The sequence below is a fragment of the Blastococcus sp. VKM Ac-2987 genome, assembly GCF_026967805.1.
Lineage (GTDB): Bacteria > Actinomycetota > Actinomycetes > Mycobacteriales > Geodermatophilaceae > Blastococcus.
In genome coordinates this window covers 703,053-720,754 of sequence record NZ_JAPVBG010000001.1, presented here as the reverse complement: position 1 = coordinate 720,754, position 17,702 = coordinate 703,053, and the positions used below count along the sequence as shown (strand labels likewise).

18 protein-coding genes and 1 pseudogene are annotated in these 17,702 nt (G+C 74.3%); 10 read left to right on the top strand and 9 right to left on the bottom strand.

Translation table 11 applies throughout. The features are described 5' to 3' along the window. Positions 1-19 precede the first annotated feature (19 nt). The 5 genes from O2W17_RS03485 to O2W17_RS03465 are packed head-to-tail and all read right to left on the bottom strand — an operon-like array spanning position 20 to position 4,082. Complete coding sequence (locus O2W17_RS03485) at positions 20-1,702, bottom strand: DUF885 domain-containing protein (RefSeq protein WP_269191004.1); 1,683 nt, start codon at positions 1,700-1,702, stop codon at positions 20-22. Positions 1,703-1,736: 34 nt separating this feature from the next. Continuing rightward, the gene (locus O2W17_RS03480) at positions 1,737-2,096 is read right to left on the bottom strand and encodes a LuxR family transcriptional regulator (RefSeq protein ID WP_269191003.1); all 360 of its coding nucleotides are present in this window, start codon (positions 2,094-2,096) and stop codon (positions 1,737-1,739) included. Between the two features lie 21 nt (positions 2,097-2,117). After that, complete coding sequence (locus O2W17_RS03475; protein WP_269191002.1) at positions 2,118-3,131, bottom strand: NADPH:quinone reductase; 1,014 nt, start codon at positions 3,129-3,131, stop codon at positions 2,118-2,120. Positions 3,132-3,166: 35 nt separating this feature from the next. After that, positions 3,167-3,583, bottom strand: coding sequence for a hypothetical protein (locus tag O2W17_RS03470; protein WP_269191001.1), 417 nt, complete (start codon positions 3,581-3,583; stop codon positions 3,167-3,169). Between the two features lie 58 nt (positions 3,584-3,641). Next, on the bottom strand, positions 3,642-4,082 hold the full coding sequence (locus tag O2W17_RS03465) for a cupin domain-containing protein (protein ID WP_269191000.1): 441 nt from the start codon (positions 4,080-4,082) through the stop codon (positions 3,642-3,644). A gap of 52 nt (positions 4,083-4,134) precedes the next feature. Here O2W17_RS03465 and O2W17_RS03460 point away from each other — a divergent pair, with 52 nt between their 5' ends. After that, complete coding sequence (locus O2W17_RS03460) at positions 4,135-4,959, top strand: alpha/beta hydrolase (RefSeq protein WP_269190999.1); 825 nt, start codon at positions 4,135-4,137, stop codon at positions 4,957-4,959. Here the strand turns inward: O2W17_RS03460 and O2W17_RS03455 are convergent. From O2W17_RS03455 to O2W17_RS03445, 3 genes and pseudogenes are all read right to left on the bottom strand, one after another. Further along, entirely contained in the window at positions 4,946-7,549 is a 2,604-nt protein-coding gene (locus O2W17_RS03455; protein WP_269190998.1) for a bifunctional FO biosynthesis protein CofGH, read from the bottom strand. The two genes, O2W17_RS03460 and O2W17_RS03455, sit on opposite strands and share 14 nt — an antisense overlap. A 140-nt stretch (positions 7,550-7,689) precedes the next feature. Beyond that, the gene (locus tag O2W17_RS03450) at positions 7,690-7,818 is read right to left on the bottom strand and encodes a hypothetical protein (protein ID WP_269190997.1); all 129 of its coding nucleotides are present in this window, start codon (positions 7,816-7,818) and stop codon (positions 7,690-7,692) included. Between the two features lie 24 nt (positions 7,819-7,842). Continuing rightward, a pseudogene (locus O2W17_RS03445) lies at positions 7,843-8,067 on the bottom strand (serine hydrolase); the annotation flags it as partial. Between the two features lie 266 nt (positions 8,068-8,333). On the opposite strand from O2W17_RS03445, the gene O2W17_RS03440 reads away from it, so the two are divergent. Genes O2W17_RS03440 through O2W17_RS03420 form a run of 5 tightly spaced genes read left to right on the top strand, consistent with a single transcriptional unit; the run spans position 8,334 to position 12,429 of the window. Then, positions 8,334-9,833, top strand: coding sequence for a 2-hydroxymuconic semialdehyde dehydrogenase (locus tag O2W17_RS03440; protein WP_269190995.1), 1,500 nt, complete (start codon positions 8,334-8,336; stop codon positions 9,831-9,833). Beyond that, positions 9,830-10,615: a 2-keto-4-pentenoate hydratase gene (locus tag O2W17_RS03435; RefSeq protein WP_269190994.1), complete on the top strand. Its 786-nt coding sequence runs from the start codon at positions 9,830-9,832 to the stop codon at positions 10,613-10,615. Before O2W17_RS03440 ends, O2W17_RS03435 begins: the two co-directional genes overlap by 4 nt. Then, entirely contained in the window at positions 10,612-11,037 is a 426-nt protein-coding gene (locus O2W17_RS03430; protein ID WP_269190993.1) for a RidA family protein, read from the top strand. Before O2W17_RS03435 ends, O2W17_RS03430 begins: the two co-directional genes overlap by 4 nt. Before the next feature lie 28 nt (positions 11,038-11,065). Then, on the top strand, positions 11,066-11,644 hold the full coding sequence (locus O2W17_RS03425) for a 3-hydroxyanthranilate 3,4-dioxygenase (RefSeq protein WP_269190992.1): 579 nt from the start codon (positions 11,066-11,068) through the stop codon (positions 11,642-11,644). A gap of 5 nt (positions 11,645-11,649) precedes the next feature. Next, positions 11,650-12,429 carry an alpha/beta hydrolase gene (locus tag O2W17_RS03420; RefSeq protein ID WP_269190991.1) on the top strand — a complete coding sequence of 260 codons (780 nt, stop codon included), beginning with the start codon at positions 11,650-11,652 and terminating at the stop codon, positions 12,427-12,429. A 44-nt stretch (positions 12,430-12,473) separates the two neighbouring features. Here the strand turns inward: O2W17_RS03420 and O2W17_RS03415 are convergent, their stop codons facing one another. Continuing rightward, positions 12,474-12,914: an Lrp/AsnC family transcriptional regulator gene (locus tag O2W17_RS03415; RefSeq protein ID WP_269190990.1), complete on the bottom strand. Its 441-nt coding sequence runs from the start codon at positions 12,912-12,914 to the stop codon at positions 12,474-12,476. Positions 12,915-13,059: 145 nt separating this feature from the next. On the opposite strand from O2W17_RS03415, the gene O2W17_RS03410 reads away from it, so the two are divergent. From O2W17_RS03410 to O2W17_RS03395, 4 genes are read left to right on the top strand one after another with little or no spacing between them, the layout of a single operon-like run. After that, a complete protein-coding gene (locus tag O2W17_RS03410; protein WP_269190989.1) occupies positions 13,060-13,977 on the top strand; it encodes a tryptophan 2,3-dioxygenase in 918 nt (305 codons plus the stop codon). Between the two features lie 5 nt (positions 13,978-13,982). Next, entirely contained in the window at positions 13,983-15,311 is a 1,329-nt protein-coding gene (kynU, locus tag O2W17_RS03405) for a kynureninase (protein WP_269190988.1), read from the top strand. Beyond that, positions 15,308-16,660 carry an FAD-dependent oxidoreductase gene (locus O2W17_RS03400; RefSeq protein ID WP_269190987.1) on the top strand — a complete coding sequence of 451 codons (1,353 nt, stop codon included), beginning with the start codon at positions 15,308-15,310 and terminating at the stop codon, positions 16,658-16,660. The genes kynU and O2W17_RS03400 overlap by 4 nt, the downstream gene beginning before the upstream one ends. Continuing rightward, positions 16,657-17,700 carry an amidohydrolase family protein gene (locus O2W17_RS03395; RefSeq protein ID WP_269190986.1) on the top strand — a complete coding sequence of 348 codons (1,044 nt, stop codon included), beginning with the start codon at positions 16,657-16,659 and terminating at the stop codon, positions 17,698-17,700. Before O2W17_RS03400 ends, O2W17_RS03395 begins: the two co-directional genes overlap by 4 nt. The last annotated feature ends 2 nt before the right edge of the window (positions 17,701-17,702 follow it).

Genomic DNA, 17,702 nt, shown 5'->3' with positions numbered 1-17,702 from the left:
ACCCCCAGCCTCTGCCGAGTCAGCTGCGGGCGAGCTCCGCCGCCAGCGGGTCGAGGCCGAGCTGGCCCAGCTGGAGGACGGAGCGGTGCCACTGCTTCAGGTCGAACGCGTCCCCGCCTCGCCGGCGGGCCTCCTCCCGGCAGGTGAGGAGGACCCGCTCGCCGACCTTGTAGACCGGCGCCTGACCGGGCCAGCCGAGGTAGCGGTGCAGCTCGTCGACCCGCATGGCGTCGTCCATGCTCACGTGCCGGCGGAGGAAGGCCAGGGCGACGTCGTAGCTCCAGCGGCTGCCCGCCGCGGCGCCGGCGGGGATCGGCAGGTCCAGGTGCAGCCCGATGTCGAGGACGACGCGCGCGGCCCGCAGCTCCTGCGCGTCCAGCATGCCCATCCGGTCGCCCGGGTCCGCGAGGAAGCCCAGCTCGCCCATCAGCCGCTCGGCGTACAGCGCCCACCCCTCGGCGCTACCGGAGCACCAGCACAGCAGCCGCTGCCACCGGTTGAGCCGGTCCGCGTCGTGCAGGGCCTGCCCGATCTGCAGGTGGTGGCCGGGCACGCCCTCGTGGAACACCGTCGTCGTCTCGCGCCAGGTGGTCATGTCGTCGACGCCCTCGGGCAGCGACCACCACATGCGCCCCGGACGGCTGAAGTCCTCGGTCGGCGCGCTGTAGTAGACGCCCTCGCCGGACGTCGGCGTCAGCCGTCCCTCGATCCGGCGGACGGGCTCGGGGATCTCGAAGTGGACGCCGTCCAGCGCGGCCACCGCGCGGTCGGCGGTCTCCTGCAGCCAGGCCTGCAGCGCGTCCCGGCCGTGGATCATCCGGGCCGGGTCGGCGTCGAGCGCGGCCATCGCGCCGGCGACGCCCTGCCCGGGGGCGATCTCCTCGGCCAGCCGTTCCTTCTCGGCCACGATCCGCGCCAGCTCCGCCCAGCCCCAGTCGTAGGTCTCGTCCAGGTCCAGCCGGGCGCCGGTGTGGAACCGCGACTCGAGCACGTAGCGGTCCCGGCCCACCGCGTCGGTCTCCGGCGCCAGCGGCAGGAGGACGCGCTCCAGGTGCCCGGCGAACCCGTGCAGCGCCCCGGAGGCCCGCTCCGCGGCATCGGCCAGGTCGCGGCCGAGCGAGGTGGCGACGGGGGCGTCGCGCACCAGGCGGGTGAAGAAGCCGGGCCGCTCGTCGGTGCCGGCCCACTGCCGGGCCCGTTCCGCGGCCAGCCGGACCTGGCGGGCGGCGGACACGCGGCCCCGGTCGGCCGCGTCGTCGAGGCCACGCGCGTAACCCAGCAGGGCGGCGGGCATGGCCGCCAGCCGCACGGCGACGGTCGTCCAGTCCTCCTCGGCCTCGGTCGGCATGAGGTCGAACGTCTCGCGGAACTCCTGCAGCGGGCTGCTGATGGTGTTGAGCTCCGCCTGCGCGTAGCCGGCGTCGTACCGGTCGAGCTCGGCGCCGAGCCGCTCGAGCATCGCGCTGCGCGCCACCTCGTCGCGCCGGTCCACCGGCTCCATCGCCTCCGCCCGGGCGCGCGTCCGGCGCAGCAGGTCGGCGTGGGCCGCGTGCCCGTCCGTGCTCAGGTCCGGCCACCGGTCGTCGTGCCCTCGGACGCCGATGTAGGTGGCCACCGTCGGCTGCGAGGCCGCGTAGCTCTCGACGAAGCCGTCGGCGAGCTGGTCGAGCGGGGAGGGCGGACGCAGGGGGAAGCCGGTCACCCGCCGCACGCTATCCCGGCGCGGGCCGCCGCGTTCAGCGCGCGCCGGGTGCGCGCTGCGGGACCGCGACGCTGAGCAGGACGACGGAGTTCTCGGCGGCGTGCAGGCTGTGCCGGCGGTCCGGGATGGGTGCCACCTGGTTGCCGCTCAGCTCGTCGGTGTGCTCACCGGCCACGAGCCGCACCCGGCCGCGGAGCACCAGCAGGCTGGCCGGACCGGGGCTCTCGTGCTGGGCGAGCTCGGCCCCTTCGCGGAGGGCGATCACGGTCTGGCGCAGTCCGTCGACGGGGTGCGGCAGGGTGCGGCCGGCGCGGCCCGAGCGCTCACCGGTGGCTTTCCCCAGCAGTTCCTCGGCGAGCGCGGACAGGTCGACGACGACTCCGGGATCACTCATGCCCTGAACCTAGGGGCCGCGTCACGCGGTGACGTCGATCAGCACCTTGCCGACGGCGCCGTCCTGCACGGCCTGGTGCGCCTGCGCGGTCTCGGCCAGGCCGAAGACGTGCAGCGGCAGGCCGGCCTCCTCGCCGACCCGGACGGCCCCGTCGGCGACCGCGGTGGCGACGTCCTCGAGACCGAGCACCTTGGCGCGCTCGGGCTCGGTGTAGACCAGCACGAACTGCCAGCGGGCGTTCGGGCCCATCTGCGCGCGCACCGGCACGGTCACCTCCGCGCCGCCGTCGTCGGCGTACATGGCGACCGCCCCGTGCATCCCGATCACCTGCGCGTCGGTGCCGGCGTTGACCGCCGCGGACACCTCGACGATCGCGTCCACGCCCTTCGGCGCGATCTTCCGCACCTCGGCGACGACGTCCTGCTGCGTGTAGTCCACGACGTGGTCGGCACCGGCCGCTGCTGCCAGCTGGGCCTTGCGCGGGCTGCTGACCGTGGCGATGACCGTCGCGTCGGACCAGCGGGCGAGCTGGATCGCCGCGTTGCCCACGGCACCCGCCCCGCCCTGCACCAGCACCGTGGCACCGGTCAGCGCGCCGGCGCCCAGCCGGTCGGGGAGCGACTCGGCCACGGTGAGGCAGCGGTGCGCGGTGAGGAACGGGATGCCCAGCGCGGCGCCGAGCTCGAACGACGGGTCGGCGCCCAGCAGGACGACGTGCCGGGCCGGGACGACGGTGAACTCGGCGGCGGTGCCCCACGGCCGCTGCCACGCGGCTTCCCAGATCCACACCCGCTGGCCGACGACCGCGGGGTCCACGCCCTGGCCCACGGCGTCGACCGTGCCGGAGCCGTCCTGGTTCGGCACCTGCCCCGCGGGGCCGGGCTGCGCGTTGGTCCGCGACTTCCAGTCGGTGGGGTTCACCCCGGAGAAGGCGACGCGGACGCGCACCTCACCAGGGCCGGGCTCGGGCACCGGGCGGTCGGTGAGCTGCAGGACGTCGGGGCCGCCGGGCCGGGTGTAGGAGATCGCTCGCACCGTCGCCCGCTACCCGGCGTCCGGCGAAGGATGCGTCAGCCGGGAGGCGCGTCGTCGTCGGTGGGCCACTCGGGCACCGGGAGCCCGGCGAGGACGAGCAGCCGCTCGACGGTCTGCTCGACCACCTCGTCGGTCGGGGGCACCCCGCCGGGCGAGGCCATCAGCCCGCGCACCTCGGCCGGCTCCAGCTGCGTGCCGACGGCGTCGCGCACCCACCGCGCGAAGCCCTCGGCCTGCGCGTCGGTGTCGACCGGCGCGGAGGCATCCGGCTCGTCGAAGTAGACGCGGGGCTCGTAACCCAGGAAGAACCGGCCGCCGGAGGCGTCGGCCGCGCGGTAGTCCACGGTCGCGATGTCGCTGTCGTGCACGTCGACCATCAGGAACGGCACCGCCGTCGGCCGGCCCGTGCGCCAGCGTCCCTCGCTGTAGACGAGCGTGCCGAAGTAACCCATGGCCCGAGGCTAGCCGTCGGGACCCGGCCGGCCGGGCGGTGCGTCGTCCCGCCGGTGGTCAGAGGTCGGTGAGCGAGCCCGGCGCGAGGTTGACCACGATCGCCTCCTGGCTGCTGCGGGCCAGGACGACGACCGCCTCCTCGTCACCCGGGTTCTCCTCGCGGTGCGGCGTCCACGGCGGCACGAACACGTAGTCGCCCGGCTCCGGGGTCAGCCGGATCTCCTCGCCGTCGCGCGCGAAGACGAACACCGGCCGGCCCGAGACCACGTAGATGCCGGTTTCCGAGTCGCCGTGGTGGTGGTTCGCCGAGGCGGTGCCGGGCGCGACGTGCGCCTCGCCCATCCAGACCTTCTCCGCCCCGACGCTCTTGCCGGACACCGCTTCCTTGCGGGTCATGCCGCTGCTCTGGCCGGTGGCGGTGGAGAGCTCGGCCGCCCGGACGTGGCGGAGCGGCGCGTGCCAGTGGTCGGTGCCGTCGGCGGCGTGGTCGTGTGCCATGAGCGGACGCTAGCGCTGGTCGGCCGTGAACGGCAGGCGGGACCATCGGGGGATGCTGCGCAGGGCGGTGCTGGGAGCGGCCGTCGTCGTCCTGCTGTGCACTGTCCTGGTGAGCCTGCTCTGGGCGTTCCAGCGCCACCTCGTCTACCTGCCGGACGCCGGGCCCGTCGGCCCGGCGGCGGAGGCCGTGCCGGGTGCCCGGGACGTGGTGCTCGAGACCGAGGACGGGCTGCGGCTGTCCGGCTGGTTCGTACCGGGCCGGACGCCGGACGCCCCCGGGGTGCTGGTCGCCAACGGCAACGGCGGCCACCGGGGGATGCGGGCCCCGCTGGCGCGTGCGCTCGCCGACGAGGGGCTCGCCGTCCTGCTCTTCGACTACCGCGGCTACGGCGGCAACCCGGGCAGCCCCGGCGAGGCCGGGCTGGCGCGCGACGCGCGGGCGGCACGGGAGTTCCTGCTCGGGGACGGCGGGGTGCCGGCCGACCGGCTCGTCTACTTCGGGGAGAGCCTCGGCGCGGCCGTGGCGACCGGGCTGGCGGTGGAGCACCCGCCGGCCGGTCTCGTGCTGCGCTCACCCTTCGTCGACCTGGCCGCGGTAGGGAGCGAGCACTACCCGTTCCTGCCGGTGCGGGCGCTGCTGCGCGACCGCTACCCGGTGGCCGAGCAGGTCCGCCGGATCGAGGTGCCCACGACCGTCATGTACGGCGGTGCCGACTCGATCGTCCCGCCGGCGCAGAGCCGGGCGGTGGCCGACGCCGCCGCGCGCCTGCACCGGGTGGTGGAGGTGCCGGGCGCCGACCACAACGACCTCGTCCTGCTCTCCGGGGAGGAGGTGGTCTCGGCGGTCGTGGAGCTGGCCGCTCTCAGCGGGGGGTGATGGACAGGGTGAGCCGGGCGCGGCCCTCGTCGGAGCGGGCGGTGGCCAGGCGTTCGGCCGAGGGGGTGCCGTACTCGGTGGTGCGCTGGCGGGCGGGCCGGCCGATCGCGGCGGCCATCGCCTCCAGCTCGGCGATGGTCTTCAGGGAGCCGTTCTCGCTGCCGGCCATCCGGCTGATCGTCTCCTCCATCAGCGTCCCGCCGAGGTCGTTGGCGCCGCCCTGCAGCACCGCCTTGGTCCCGGCGTCGGCGAGCTTCACCCAGGAGGTCTGGATGTTGGGGATGCGGCCGTGCAGCAGCAGCCGGGCGACGGCGTGGATGGCGCGGTTCTCCCGCACCGTGGGCCCGGGGCGGGCGACGCCGGCCAGGTAGATGGGGGAGTTGTGGTGCACGAAGGGGAGCAGCACGAACTCGCTGAACCCGCCGGTGCGGTCCTGCAGTTGGCTGAGGGTGCGCAGGTGCCCGACCCAGTGCGCCGGGGTGTCGACGTGGCCGTACATCATCGTCGACGTGGTCGGGATGCCGATCTCGTGCGCGGTGCCGATGATCTCCAGCCAGGTGGCGGTGGGCAGCTTGCCCTTGGTCAGCACCCAGCGGACGTCGTCGTCGAGGATCTCCGCGGCCGTGCCGGGGATCGAGTCGAGCCCGGCCTCCTTGAGCCCGGTCAGGAACTCCCGGAACGACAGCCCGGTGCGGGCGGCGCCGTTGACGATCTCCATCGGGGAGAAGGCGTGCAGGTGGATGCCCGGCTGCCGCTGCTTCACCTGGCGGGCGAGGTCGAAGTACGCCGTCCCCGGCAGGTCGGGGTGGATGCCGCCCTGCATGCAGATCTCGGTGGCCCCGGCCGCCCACGCCTCGTCGACCCGGTCACCCACCTGGCTCATCGAGAGCGTGTAGGCGTCGGCGTCGGTGCGCCGCTGGGCGAAGGCGCAGAACCGGCAGCCGGTGTAGCAGACGTTGGTGAAGTTGATGTTCCGGTTCACCACGTAGGTGACGTCGTCGCCGTTCACGTCGCGGCGGACGGCGTCGGCCAGCGCGCACAGCGCCTCGAGGTCGTTCCCGTCGGCGCCGAGCAGCGCCAGGTACTCGGCGTCCGACAGCCCGGCCGGGTCGGTCTCGGCGTGCGCCAGCGCGGCGTGCACCTCCGGGTCGCCGGCGGCCAGGGCGCTCGAGTGTCCGTCGCGGGCGCTCTCGGTGCGGTCGCGGAGCTCGGCCCAGTCGCCGTAGACGGCGTCGAAGTCGCTGCGCCGGTCCGACGTGCGCCCGACGGTGTCCACCTCGACGTGCAGGTCGACCCGGCCCGATGAGGTCCACGCCTCGTCCGGCTCCTGCCACGGCAGGCCGACCGGCAGCCGCCCCTGGACGGCGAGCCCGTCGGGCCCGGCGAGCGCGTCGACGTGCGGGCGCACCCGCGGGTCCAGCCACGGCTCGGGCTGCAGGACGTACGGCGGCTGGGCGGCCAGTCGCTCGCGGAGGGTGAAGCCCGCGTCGGCGGTCAGCTGCGCCAGCTTGTCGATGTTGGGCCAGGGCCGCTCGGGGTTGACGTGGTCCGGCGTGAGCGGCGAGACGCCGCCCCAGTCGTCGACGCCGGCACGCAGCAGCAGCCCGAGCTCGGTGGAGTCCGACAGGTTGGGCGGCGCCTGGACCCGCGCCTTGGGGCCGAGCAGCAGCCGGGTGACGGCGACGGCGGCGACGTACTCCTGCAGCTCCAGGTCGTCGTGGGCCTGCATCGCCGTGCGCGGCTTGGCCCGGAAGTTCTGGACGATGACCTCCTGCACGTGCCCGTGCCGCTGCGCGCTCGCCCGGATCGCGGCGACGGCGTCCACCCGCTCGGCGTAGTCCTCACCGATGCCCAGCAGCACGCCGGTGGTGAAGGGGACGGCGGAGCGGCCGGCGTCCTCCAGCACCCGCAGCCGCAGCGCGGGCTCCTTGTCCGGTGAGCCGAAGTGCGGGCCGCCGGGCTGTGACCACAGCCGGGTCGCCGTCGTCTCCAGCATCATCCCCATCGACGCCGACACCGGCTTGAGCCGCTGGATCTCCTCCCACGACAGGACGCCGGGGTTGAGGTGGGGGAGCAGGCCGGTCTCCTCCAGCACCCGGATCGCCATGGCGCGCAGGTAGCCCAGCGTCGAGTCGAACCCGTGTGCCTCCAGCCACTCGGCGGCGACCGGCCAGCGGTCCTCGGGGCGGTCGCCGAGGGTGAACAGCGCCTCCTTGCAGCCCAGCGCCGCACCGGCCCGGGCGATCTCGAGGACCTCGTCGGGGGAGAGGTAGGGCGCCTTCCCCTGGGCCCGCAGCTGACCGGGTGTCGTCACGAAGGTGCAGTAGTGGCACCGGTCGCGGCACAGGTGGGTGAGCGGGATGAACACCTTGCGGCTGTAGGTCACCACCCCTGGACGCCCGGCGCTGGCCAGCCCCGCGTCGCGCACCCGGCCGGCGGCGGTCAGCAGCCGGTCCAGCGGTTCCCCCTCGCCCAGGCCGCGGGCGTGCAGCAGGGTCTCCGCCTCGACGGCGTCGAGGGCGACGCCGCGCTCGGCGCGCACCAGGGCACGGCGGACGGCGGACTCGGACGGTGCAGGCAGAGCGCTCATAGCGCGTCCGACGCTAGCCCGCCGGGATGACGGTGGCGTTGCCGACCCGGTCGGGGCGGGTGGGGTGGCCGGCGGTCCGGCTCTGCCCAGCCGGGGTGGGCAGAGCCGGACCGTCCTGGGCGAGAAGCCGGATCAGACGCTCAGCGCAGGGCGCCGGCGACCACCGCGGCGGCCCGGGCCACCAGCGCGTCGTCGTACCCGGCGTCGGCGGACGCCCGGCTGGAGAGGACGGCCAGCACGAGCGGCGCGCCGTCCGGAGGGCGCACCACGGCGATGTCGCTGCGGGTGCCCTAGCCACCGGCGCCGGACTTGTCCGCCACGTCCCAGCCGGCGGGGACGCCGGCGTCGATCGGGGTCGCGCCGGTGGTGCTGTCCCGCATCCAGCCGGTGAGGAGGTCCCGGTCCCCGGGCGCCAGGGCTCCGTATAGCAGGAAGGCCCGCAGGTCCGTGGCGAGCGCCCGCGGGGTGCTGGTGTCCCGCTCGTCACCGGGCACTGCCTCGTTCAGTGCGGTCTCCATCCGGTCGGACGCCGCACGGCCGGGCCAGGTCATCGCTGCGCTCATCGGCTCCGGACGCCATCCGCCGGGGCCCGGCCGACTTTAAGGCGACACCCGGAGCGACCTTCCGCTCTGAAAGCGGGGCGGGGCATGTGACCGTCATTGCCCCTTCCACGCCGGGGATCACCTGTCTGAGACTTCTCCGTGCACGGCGCCACGGCTGCCGCCGGCGACGGCACACCCTGCCGTCCGTACCGCCTCGACCGCACATGAAGGTGGATCCCGCAGTGACTCAGACGACCACGGCAGCTCAGCCGGTGACCGACGCGTCGGCACCGATCATCTGCAACGTGGTGGACGGTGAGCTCGTCGAGACGGGCGAGCTGTTCGTCAAGATCAACCCGGTCGACGGCTCGACCGTCGCCCGGGTGCACGAAGCGGACGCGGTCACCGTGGACCGCGCGGTGGCGGCTGCCCGCCGGGCGCTCGACGGTCCGTGGGGCCGGTTGGGTGTGAGCGCCCGCGCCACGCTCCTGCGCCGCGTCGCCGACCGGATCGAGGAGCGGTTCGACGACTTCGTGCGGGCCGAGGTCGCCGACACGGGCAAGCCCGTCGCCCAGGCCCGCGCGCTCGACGTCGCCCGGGCCGTGGCCAACTTCCGGTCCTTCGCCGACACCATCTCCTCCGCCGGGCTCACCTCGTACCAGACGGAGACGCCGGACGGCCGCGGCGCCCTGAACTACGCGGTGCGCTCGCCGCTCGGCGTGGTCGCCGTGATCGTGCCCTGGAACCTCCCGCTCCTCCTGCTGACCTGGAAGGTCGCCCCGGCCCTCGCGTGCGGCAACGCCGTGGTCGTCAAGCCGTCGGAGGAGACGCCGTCGACCGCGACCCTGCTGGCCGAGGTGCTGCGCGACGCCGGCGTGCCCGACGGCGTCTACAACGTGGTGCACGGGTTCGGTCCCGGCTCGGCCGGGGAGTTCCTCACCTCGCACCCGGGTGTCGACGGGGTGACCTTCACCGGGTCGACGGCCGCCGGGAGCGCCATCATGCGGTCGGTCGCACCGCGGGTGCGGCCGCTGTCGTTCGAGCTCGGCGGCAAGAACCCGGCGCTGGTGTTCGCCGACGCCGACCTGGACGCGACGATCGAGGGCCTGACCAGGTCCGTGTTCGCGAACACCGGCCAGGTCTGCCTCTGCACCGAGCGGGTCTACGTGGAACGCCCGGTCTTCGACGAGGTGGCCGAGCGGCTGGCCGCCGCGGCGCGGGCGCTCCGCCTGGGCCGCCCGGACGACGAGGCCACCACGACCGGCCCGCTGATCAGCCGGGGCCACCGGGAGAAGGTGCTGTCCTACCTGGAGCTGGCCCGACGGTCCGGGGCCACCGAGCTCGTGGGCGGCGGGATCCCCGCCCTCGGTGCCGAGCTGGACGGAGGGGCGTGGATCGAGCCGACCCTCTGGACGGGCCTGCCGCAGGACGACCGCGTGCTGCGCGAGGAGATCTTCGGCCCGGTGGCTGCGCTGGTGCCGTTCGACACGGAGGAGGAAGCGGTGGCCCTGGCCAACGACACGGACTACGGGCTGGCGGCGGCCACCTGGACCACCGACCTGCAGCGCGGGCACCGGGTCGCCCAGCAGCTGCGGGTCGGCATCAGCTGGGTGAACACCTGGTTCCTGCGCGACCTGCGCTCCCCGTTCGGCGGCAGCGGGCTGTCGGGGATCGGTCGGGAGGGCGGCCAGTCCTCCCTCGAGTTCTACACGGAGCAGACGAACGTGTGCGTGAAGCTGTGACGACGACCCCGCGCGTGGACGACGCGCTCGTGCAGCGGCTCGACGACGCGGTGACCGGCGTCCGCGAGATCCGCAACGCGGAGGCGACGGACGTCGACGCCGCCTACGCCGTCCAGGAGGCCCTGGTCGCCCGCCGGCTGGACCGGGGTGCGGTCCAGGTCGGCTGGAAGCTGGGCTTCACCAGCCTGGCGAAGATGGCGCAGATGGGCGTCTCCGACGTCATCGTCGGCCGGCTGACCTCGGACATGCTCGTGCCCGACGGCGGCTCGGTGGACCTGCCCGGTCTCATCCACCCCCGCGTGGAGCCGGAGGTCGCCTACCGCCTGGCGCGGGACGTCTCCCCGGACGAGCCGGTCGACGACATCCTGTCCGCCGTGGACGCCGTCGCTCCGGCGCTGGAGATCATCGACTCGCGCTACCAGGACTTCCGGTTCACGCTCGCCGACGTCGTCGCGGACAACACGTCGGCCGCCGGGTTCGTCATCGGTCCGTGGACGTCGCTCCGGGACGCCGGGGAGCTCGGTGGGCTGCCGGTCTCGCTGGTCGTCGACGGCGAGGTCGTCGAGACCGGCTCCACCGACGCCATCCTGGGCCACCCGCTGAAGGCCCTGCCGGCGCTGGCCGGCATGGCCCTCCGGCGTGGCTTCCGGCTGCGCGCCGGGCAGGTGATCCTCGCCGGCGCCGCCACCGCCGCCGTCCCGCTGAGGCCGGGGTCGGGCGTCGTCGGGCGGGTGACCGGGCTGGGCTCGGTGCGCATCGAGGTCCGCGGAGGAGCGGAATGAGCGACAGCCGGGCCGTGACCGTCGCCGGCAAGGCGACGCCCCGCGGACGCTTCCCCCACGTCCGGGTCGCCTCCGGGATGGCCTGGGTCTCCGGCACCAGCAGCCGGCGCCCCGACGACACCATCGCCGGGGCGGAGGTGGGCGACGACGGCGAGCTGCGGCTGGACATCGCCGTGCAGACCCGGGAGGTGCTGCGCAACGTGGCCGACATCCTGGCCTCCGTGGGCGCCGGGCTGGGCGACCTGGTGCAGGTCACCACGTACCTCACGTCCATGGCGGACTTCGACGCCTACAACGCGGTGTACGCCGAGCACTTCGACGAGTCGGGGCCCACGCGGACCACCGTGGCGGTCGCCGAGCTGCCCCACCCGCACCTGCTCATCGAGATCCAGGCGGTCGCGGTCCTGCCGGCCCGCGACTGACCAAGACAAGCCCACCCGAGGAGGCACCATGCCCGACCCCCGCGAGCTCAAGGCGTTCAACTTCCAGCGCTGGATCGAGGAGCACCAGCACCTGCTCAAGCCGCCCGTCGGCAACGTGCAGGTCTGGGAGGACGCCGACCTGATGGTGACGGTCGTCGGCGGGCCGAACCAGCGCACGGACTTCCACGACGACCCGATCGAGGAGTTCTTCTACCAGCTCAAGGGCAACATGGTGCTGCGGGTGATGGCCGAGGAGGGGCAGCCGCCGACGGACATCCAGATCAGCGAGGGCGACGTCTTCCTGCTGCCCCCGCACGTGAAGCACTCCCCGCAGCGCCCGGAGCCGGGCAGCATCGGGCTGGTCGTCGAGTTCGCCCGCCCCACGGGTCAGCGGGACGCCGTCGAGTACTACTGCATGGAGTGCAACCACCGGATCTTCCGGGCGGAGCTGCAGCTGCAGTCGATCGTCGAGGACCTGCTCCCCGTCTTCGACTCGTTCCTCTCCGACGAGCAGGCGCGGACCTGCGACAACTGCGGTGCCCTCCACCCGGGGAAGCAGTGGCCGGACCACCTGCGCCCGGTGACCGGGGCCCCGGCCACCGCCTGATCGCCGTGGACGTGGTGGAGGCCCCGGGCCCGCTCCGGCCGGAGGACCGCTCGGTCCTGTCGCGTCCCGCGCCGGGGCCGGACCTCGTCCTCCGGTACGGAGCGGCGGACGAGCACGTCTGCGACGTCCGCCTCGGTGGTCCGCGCGCGGCGGGACGGCCGCTGGTCGTCCTGCTGCACGGCGGCTTCTGGCGTCCCGAGTACGACCGGGTGCACGTGCGGCCGATGACCGATGCGCTGGCCCGGGCCGGTTGGACGACGGCGACGCCGGAGTACCGGCGCATCCCGGGCCGGCCCGACGCCATGGTCGCGGACGTCCGCGCGGCGCTGCGCGAGGTCCGGCGGTCGGACGTGACCACCGCCCACAGCGACGGCCGGCTGCTGGTCGCCGGCCACTCGGCGGGCGGCCACCTCGCGCTGCTCGCGGCCGCGGGGGCGCCGGCGGGCGTCGTCGGCGTCCTCGCGCTCGCGCCGGTGGCCGACCTGGAGGTGGCCGCGGCCCTGGCGCTGGACACCGACGCGGTGCCGGCCTTCCTGGGCGGACCCGCGGCCGGGCGGGCCGACCTCGACCCGGCGCGGCTGGCCACCCCGGACGCCCGCGTGCACATCGTCCACGGCACCGGGGACGGGATCGTCCCGGCCGTGGTCAGCGAGTCCTACCGTCGCCGGCACCCGGCTGCAGCGCTCACCGCGCTCCCGGTGGGGCACTTCGCGCTGATCGACCCGAGCAGCACGGCGTGGCCGGTCGTGCTCGGCGCGCTGGACGGGCTCGCCGCGCCCGCCTGAGCGGTCCCGCGGTCCGGACTCCCGCGTCGCGGCCCGGCCGGCCCTCAGTCGGGTCGGTGGACGCGGCCGCGGTCGAGCGGGCTGGAGAGCACCAGCGTCGACGACGGCTGGCCGTAGTCGGCGAGCCGGTCCACCACCGCTTCGAACGCCTGCATCGAGGCGGCCACGACCTTCAGCTCGCAGCACACGTCACCGGTGACCCGGTGCAGCTCGAGCACCTGGGGCCAGGCCGCGACGCTCTCGGCGTGCTGCAGGATGCAGCGCGGCCCGAAGCACTGCATGCGCACCAGGGCCAGCACGCTCCAGCCGGCCGCCTCGAGGTCGACGGCGGCGTGGTACCCGGTGATGACCCCGGCCTGCTCGAGCCGGCGGACGCGTTCGGCGACCGCCGGCGAGGACATGTGCACTCGCCGACCGAGCTCGCTGAACGAGACCCGGCAGTCGTCCTGGAGCTCGGCGAGGATGGCCCAGTCCGTGGTGTCCACGCGCCCACACCCCCCCTCCACGACACGAAAGTCGTTTGCCGATCCGACCTTCCGATCGAAAGGTCGGATGGACTATACGACCCCCGCTCGCCATTCCCGGACGTCCTGCACCCGCGCAGACTTCACCCGTGAAGGAGGGCCGACAGTGACCGTGGAAGAGCGCGACAGGGGTACGGCGAGCGAGGTCGACAGCCACCCCGGCAACGGGACGGCGACCGCGGAGAGCCGTGCCGCCCTCGCCGAGGCGACCGGCGGCAAGCCGCACATGTCGTTCGACGGCGCGACCCCGTACGACCACTACGTCCGCACGGACGTCCTGCACGGCATCCAGGACACGATGACCGACGTGCCCGAGGAGCGCGCCTTCCTCGTCGCGTCGCAGATCATGGAGCTCTACTTCGGCCAGCTCCAGTTCGAGTGGGAGCTCGCGCAGCAGCACCTGCGCGCCGACGACGTCCGGGGCGCGGTCGCCGTCCTCCGCCGGTCCGTCCGGCAGTTCGAGGGGCTCGTCGCCGCCTGGTCGACCATCGACTGGCTCTCGCCCATGGCCTTCAACCGCTTCCGCGACACCCTCGGGGTGGCGTCGGGCTTCCAGTCGTGGGCCTACCGCCGGCTGGAGCTCCTGCTCGGCATCAAGCAGCGCCGGCTCACCGAGCTCTACCGCGGCAACCCGGCCGTCTACGAGCCGCTGATGGCGGCGTTCGAGGGCCCCTCGCTGTACGACGATGCGATCGCCGCCCTCGCCCGCAGCGGCATGGACATCCCCGAGGAGGTCGTGAACCGCGACTTCGGGCAGGACTACGAGGCCCGTCCCGAGGTCGAGGCCGCCTGGCTGCAGATCTACACCCGGGAGCAGCACGGCGACCCGCTGTGGGAGCTGGCCGAGGTGCTGACCGACATCTCCGCCGCCTTCACCGACTGGCGGCACAAGCACCTCCTCGCCGTCCGCAGGGGCATGGGCGACAAGGTGGGCTCCGGCGGCTCCTCGGGGACGTACTGGCTGGCCAAGAGCCTGGCCCGGGTCGTCTTCCCCGAGGTGTGGTCGGCCCGGACGGCGGTCTGACCCCGGTGACCGAGACCGTGACCGCCCGGCCCGATGGCCGGGACCTGCTCGCCGACCTGCTGGCCCGCGAGGAGCAGGCCCTCGCCCTGGACGCGGCCGACGAGCTGCCGACCCGGCGCGCCGAGTTCCACGTCCCGCCCGCCGAGGGCGGGGACCACCCCGAGACGGCGTACTTCGCCGGGAACTCGCTGGGCCTGCGCCCGCGGCGCACCTCGGTCGAGCTGCTCGAGGACATGGACGACTGGGCGCAGTGGGGCGTCGAGGGCCACACCGAGGCCCGCCGCCCGTGGCTGCCCTACCACGCGTTCCTGCGCGAGCCGATGGCCCGGCTGGTCGGTGCCAAGCCGGACGAGGTCGTGGCGATGAACTCGCTGACGGTCAACCTGCACCTGCTGATGGTGTCGTTCTACCGGCCGGAAGGTGCCCGCCGGAAGATCCTCATCGAGGACAGCGCCTTCCCCTCCGACAGCTACGCGGTGCGCAGCCAGGCGGCCTTCCACGGGCTCGACCCGGACGCGGTCGTGACCCGCATGCGCCCCCGGGAGGGCGAGGAGAGCCTGCGCACCGAGGACGTCGTGGACCTCCTCCGCCGCTCCGGGCACGAGCACGCGCTCGTGCTGTTCGGGGGCGTGAACTACCTGACCGGCGAGCTGCTCGACATGCCGGCGATCACCCGCGCCGGCCACGAGGCGGGGTGCGTCGTCGGCTGGGACCTGGCGCACGCCGCCGGCAACGTCCCGCTCGCGCTGCACGAGTGGGACGTCGACTTCGCCGCCTGGTGCACCTACAAGTACCTCAACAGCGGCGCCGGTGCGGTGGCCGGTGTCTTCGTCCACGAGCGGCACCTGGCCGGGGACCGGCCGCGGTTCGAGGGCTGGTGGACGACGCGGGAGTCGACCCGGTTCGAGATGGCGCCCGTGGCCGACCCACCGCCGACGGCCGACGCGTGGGCGCTGTCCAACCCGCCGATCTTCGCCATGGGACCGGTCCGCAGCTCGCTGGAGATGTTCGACGAGACCGGGATGCCCGCGCTCCGCGCCCGGAGCCTGCGGCTGACCGCCTACCTCGAGTCGCTGTTCGACGAGGTCTTCCGGGACCGCCCGCTGACCCAGGTGACGCCGCGGGACCCGGCCGCGCGCGGCAGCCAGCTCTCGGTCCGGATCGAGGGCCGCACCGCGAAGGAGCTGACCGCCGCGCTGCGGGTCCGGCACGGGGTGATCGCCGACGCGCGCCAGCCGGACATCGTCCGGTTCGCCCCCGTGCCCATGTACGTCACGTTCCACGACTGCTGGCGCGCCGCTGTCGCGCTGGCCCGCGAGGTGGCACCCCGATGAGCGATCCGATCCTGACCTCGTCCGACCCGACGGCGCAGCGTTCCGTGGCGGTGGTCGGCGCCGGGCTCGTCGGCTGCCTCGCGGCGTGCTTCCTCGCCCGTCGCGGGTACGCCGTGACGGTCTACGAACGGCGCCCGGACCCGCGCCTCACCGCCGAGGAGCGGGGCCGCTCGATCAACCTGGCGCTCTCGGAGCGGGGGATCGACGCCCTGCGGCGGCTCGGCCTGGACGAGCAGGTCATGGCCCCCGCCCTCCCGATGCACGGGCGGATGGTGCACGGCGTCGACGGCACGCAGACCTTCCGCTCCTACTCCGCGGACGGGCGCCAGCACATCAACTCGATCAGCCGGTCGGCGCTGAACGCGACCCTGCTCGACGCCGCGGAGAAGGCCCCCGACGTCCGGGTCGTCTTCGGGCACCGGCTCACCGGGCTGGACGTCCGGACCGCGCAGCTGACCTTCGAGACCACCGACGGGCCGCTCGAGGTGTCCCCGGACTGGGTGGTCGGCACCGACGGGGCCGGCTCGGCCGTCCGCCAGGCGCTGATGGCCGCCGGCGTGGTGACCGCGGAGGAGGACTGGCAGCCCTACGGCTACAAGGAGCTGACCATCCCGGCCCGGGACGGCGAGTTCGCCATGGACCCCGACGCGCTGCACATCTGGCCGCGGGGCGGTTCCATGATGATCGCCCTCCCCAACCCCGACCGGTCCTTCACCTGCACCCTCTTCTGGCCGCTCGACGGGCCGGGCAGCTTCGCGGAGATCACCACCGCCGAGCAGGTGGCCGAGCACTTCCGGCGGCACTACCCCGACGTCCCGCCGCTGGCGCCGGACCACGTGTCGGACTACCTGCACAACCCGATCGGCCCGCTGGGGACGCTGCACACGTCCCCGTGGCAGCACGACGGTCGGTTCGTCCTGATGGGGGACGCCGCCCACGCGATCCTCCCGTTCTTCGGGCAGGGGGCCAACTCCGGCTTCGAGGACTGCGTCGCCCTTGACCAGCTGCTGGAGAGCACCGGCGACGACCTCCGCCTGGCCCTGCCGCTGTTCGAGTCGGCGCGGCGGGAGAACGCCGAGGCGATCGCCGGCATGGCCGCGGACAACTTCACCGAGATGCGGGACAAGGTGAACTCCCGGCTCTTCCAGCTCACCACCCGGGGGGAGCACCTGCTGGAGAAGTGGCTGCCGGTCTACCGCACCCGCTACGAGCTGGTGTCGTTCACGACGGTGCCCTACGCCGAGGTCGTCCGGCTCGTGCGGCGCCAGCGGCGGCTCGTGGCGGCGGGGGCCGCGGCGGGGCTCGCGGTCCTCGCCGCCATCGGCGGGGGAGCGTGGCGGTCGCGGTGACCTCGCCCAGGCAGCCCGGCGGGATCGCGGAGATCGGCGACGGGCAGATCATCGACGTGCACACCCACTTCGTGCCCCGCGGCTGGCCAGACCTCGGTGCCGCCTGCGGGCCGGGCACGTGGCCCTCGCTGCGCATCGACTCCGAGCGCGCGGCGATGATCATGGTGGGCGAGATGGAGTTCCGCCCGATCGGCGCCGAGTGCTGGGACGCGCCCACCCGCTTCGCCGACATGGACGCCGACGGGGTCGCCGTCCAGGTGGTCTCACCCACCCCGGTGTTCTTCTCCTACGACCGCCCGCCCGCGCAGGCGGCCCGGGTGTGCGAGATCTTCAACGACCTCGCCCTCGAGCTGACCGACGGCTCCGGTGGCCGGCTGGTCCCGTTCTGCCAGGTGCCCCTCCAGGACCCCGACGCGGCGTGCGCCGAGCTCGAGCGCGCCCTGGCGGCCGGTCACCGGGGTGTCGAGATCGGCAACCACGTCGGCGACCGGGACCTCGACGACGCCGGCGTCGTGACCTTCCTGCAGCACGCGGCGTCGCTGGACGTCCCGGTGTTCGTGCACCCGTGGGACATGGCCGGCGGCCCGCGGCTGGACCGGTGGATGGCGCAGTGGCTCACCGGCATGCCCGCGGAGACCCACCTGTCGGTGCTGGCGATGGTGCTCGGCGGCGTGTTCGACCGCGTCCCGGAGTCGCTGCGGATCTGCTTCGCCCACGGTGGCGGCTCGTTCGCCTTCTGGCTCGGCCGCCTGGAGAACGCCTGGCACCGGCGTGGCGACGTCGTCCGGGGGAGCTCCACCCGACCGCCGTCGGAGTACGTCGGCCGGTTCTCGGTCGACTCGGTGGTGTTCGCCCCGCCGGCGCTCCGGATGCTCGTCGAGACGCTCGGGCCCGAACAGGTGATGGTCGGGTCGGACTACCCCTACCCGTTGGGCGAGCGCCCCGTCGGCGCCGTCGTCCACCAGGCGGGGCTGCCCGGGGAGCAGCAGCGGCAGCTGCTGTCCGGGAACGCCCGCCGGTACCTGACCGGGCAGCAGTGACA

Bases quoted from the DNA above. Each gene is read 5' to 3' on its own strand.
- O2W17_RS03460 (WP_269190999.1), top strand. From the start codon at position 4,135: ATGCTGCGCAGGGCGGTGCTGGGAGCGGCCGTCGTCGTCCTGCTGTGC.
- O2W17_RS03430 (WP_269190993.1), top strand. From the start codon at position 10,612: ATGAGCGACAGCCGGGCCGTGACCGTCGCCGGCAAGGCGACGCCCCGC.
- O2W17_RS03465 (WP_269191000.1), bottom strand. From the start codon at position 4,082: ATGGCACACGACCACGCCGCCGACGGCACCGACCACTGGCACGCGCCG.
- O2W17_RS03470 (WP_269191001.1), bottom strand. From the start codon at position 3,583: ATGGGTTACTTCGGCACGCTCGTCTACAGCGAGGGACGCTGGCGCACG.
- O2W17_RS03455 (WP_269190998.1), bottom strand. From the start codon at position 7,549: ATGAGCGCTCTGCCTGCACCGTCCGAGTCCGCCGTCCGCCGTGCCCTG.
- O2W17_RS03400 (WP_269190987.1), top strand. From the start codon at position 15,308: ATGAGCGATCCGATCCTGACCTCGTCCGACCCGACGGCGCAGCGTTCC.
- O2W17_RS03425 (WP_269190992.1), top strand. From the start codon at position 11,066: ATGCCCGACCCCCGCGAGCTCAAGGCGTTCAACTTCCAGCGCTGGATC.
- O2W17_RS03480 (WP_269191003.1), bottom strand. From the start codon at position 2,096: ATGAGTGATCCCGGAGTCGTCGTCGACCTGTCCGCGCTCGCCGAGGAA.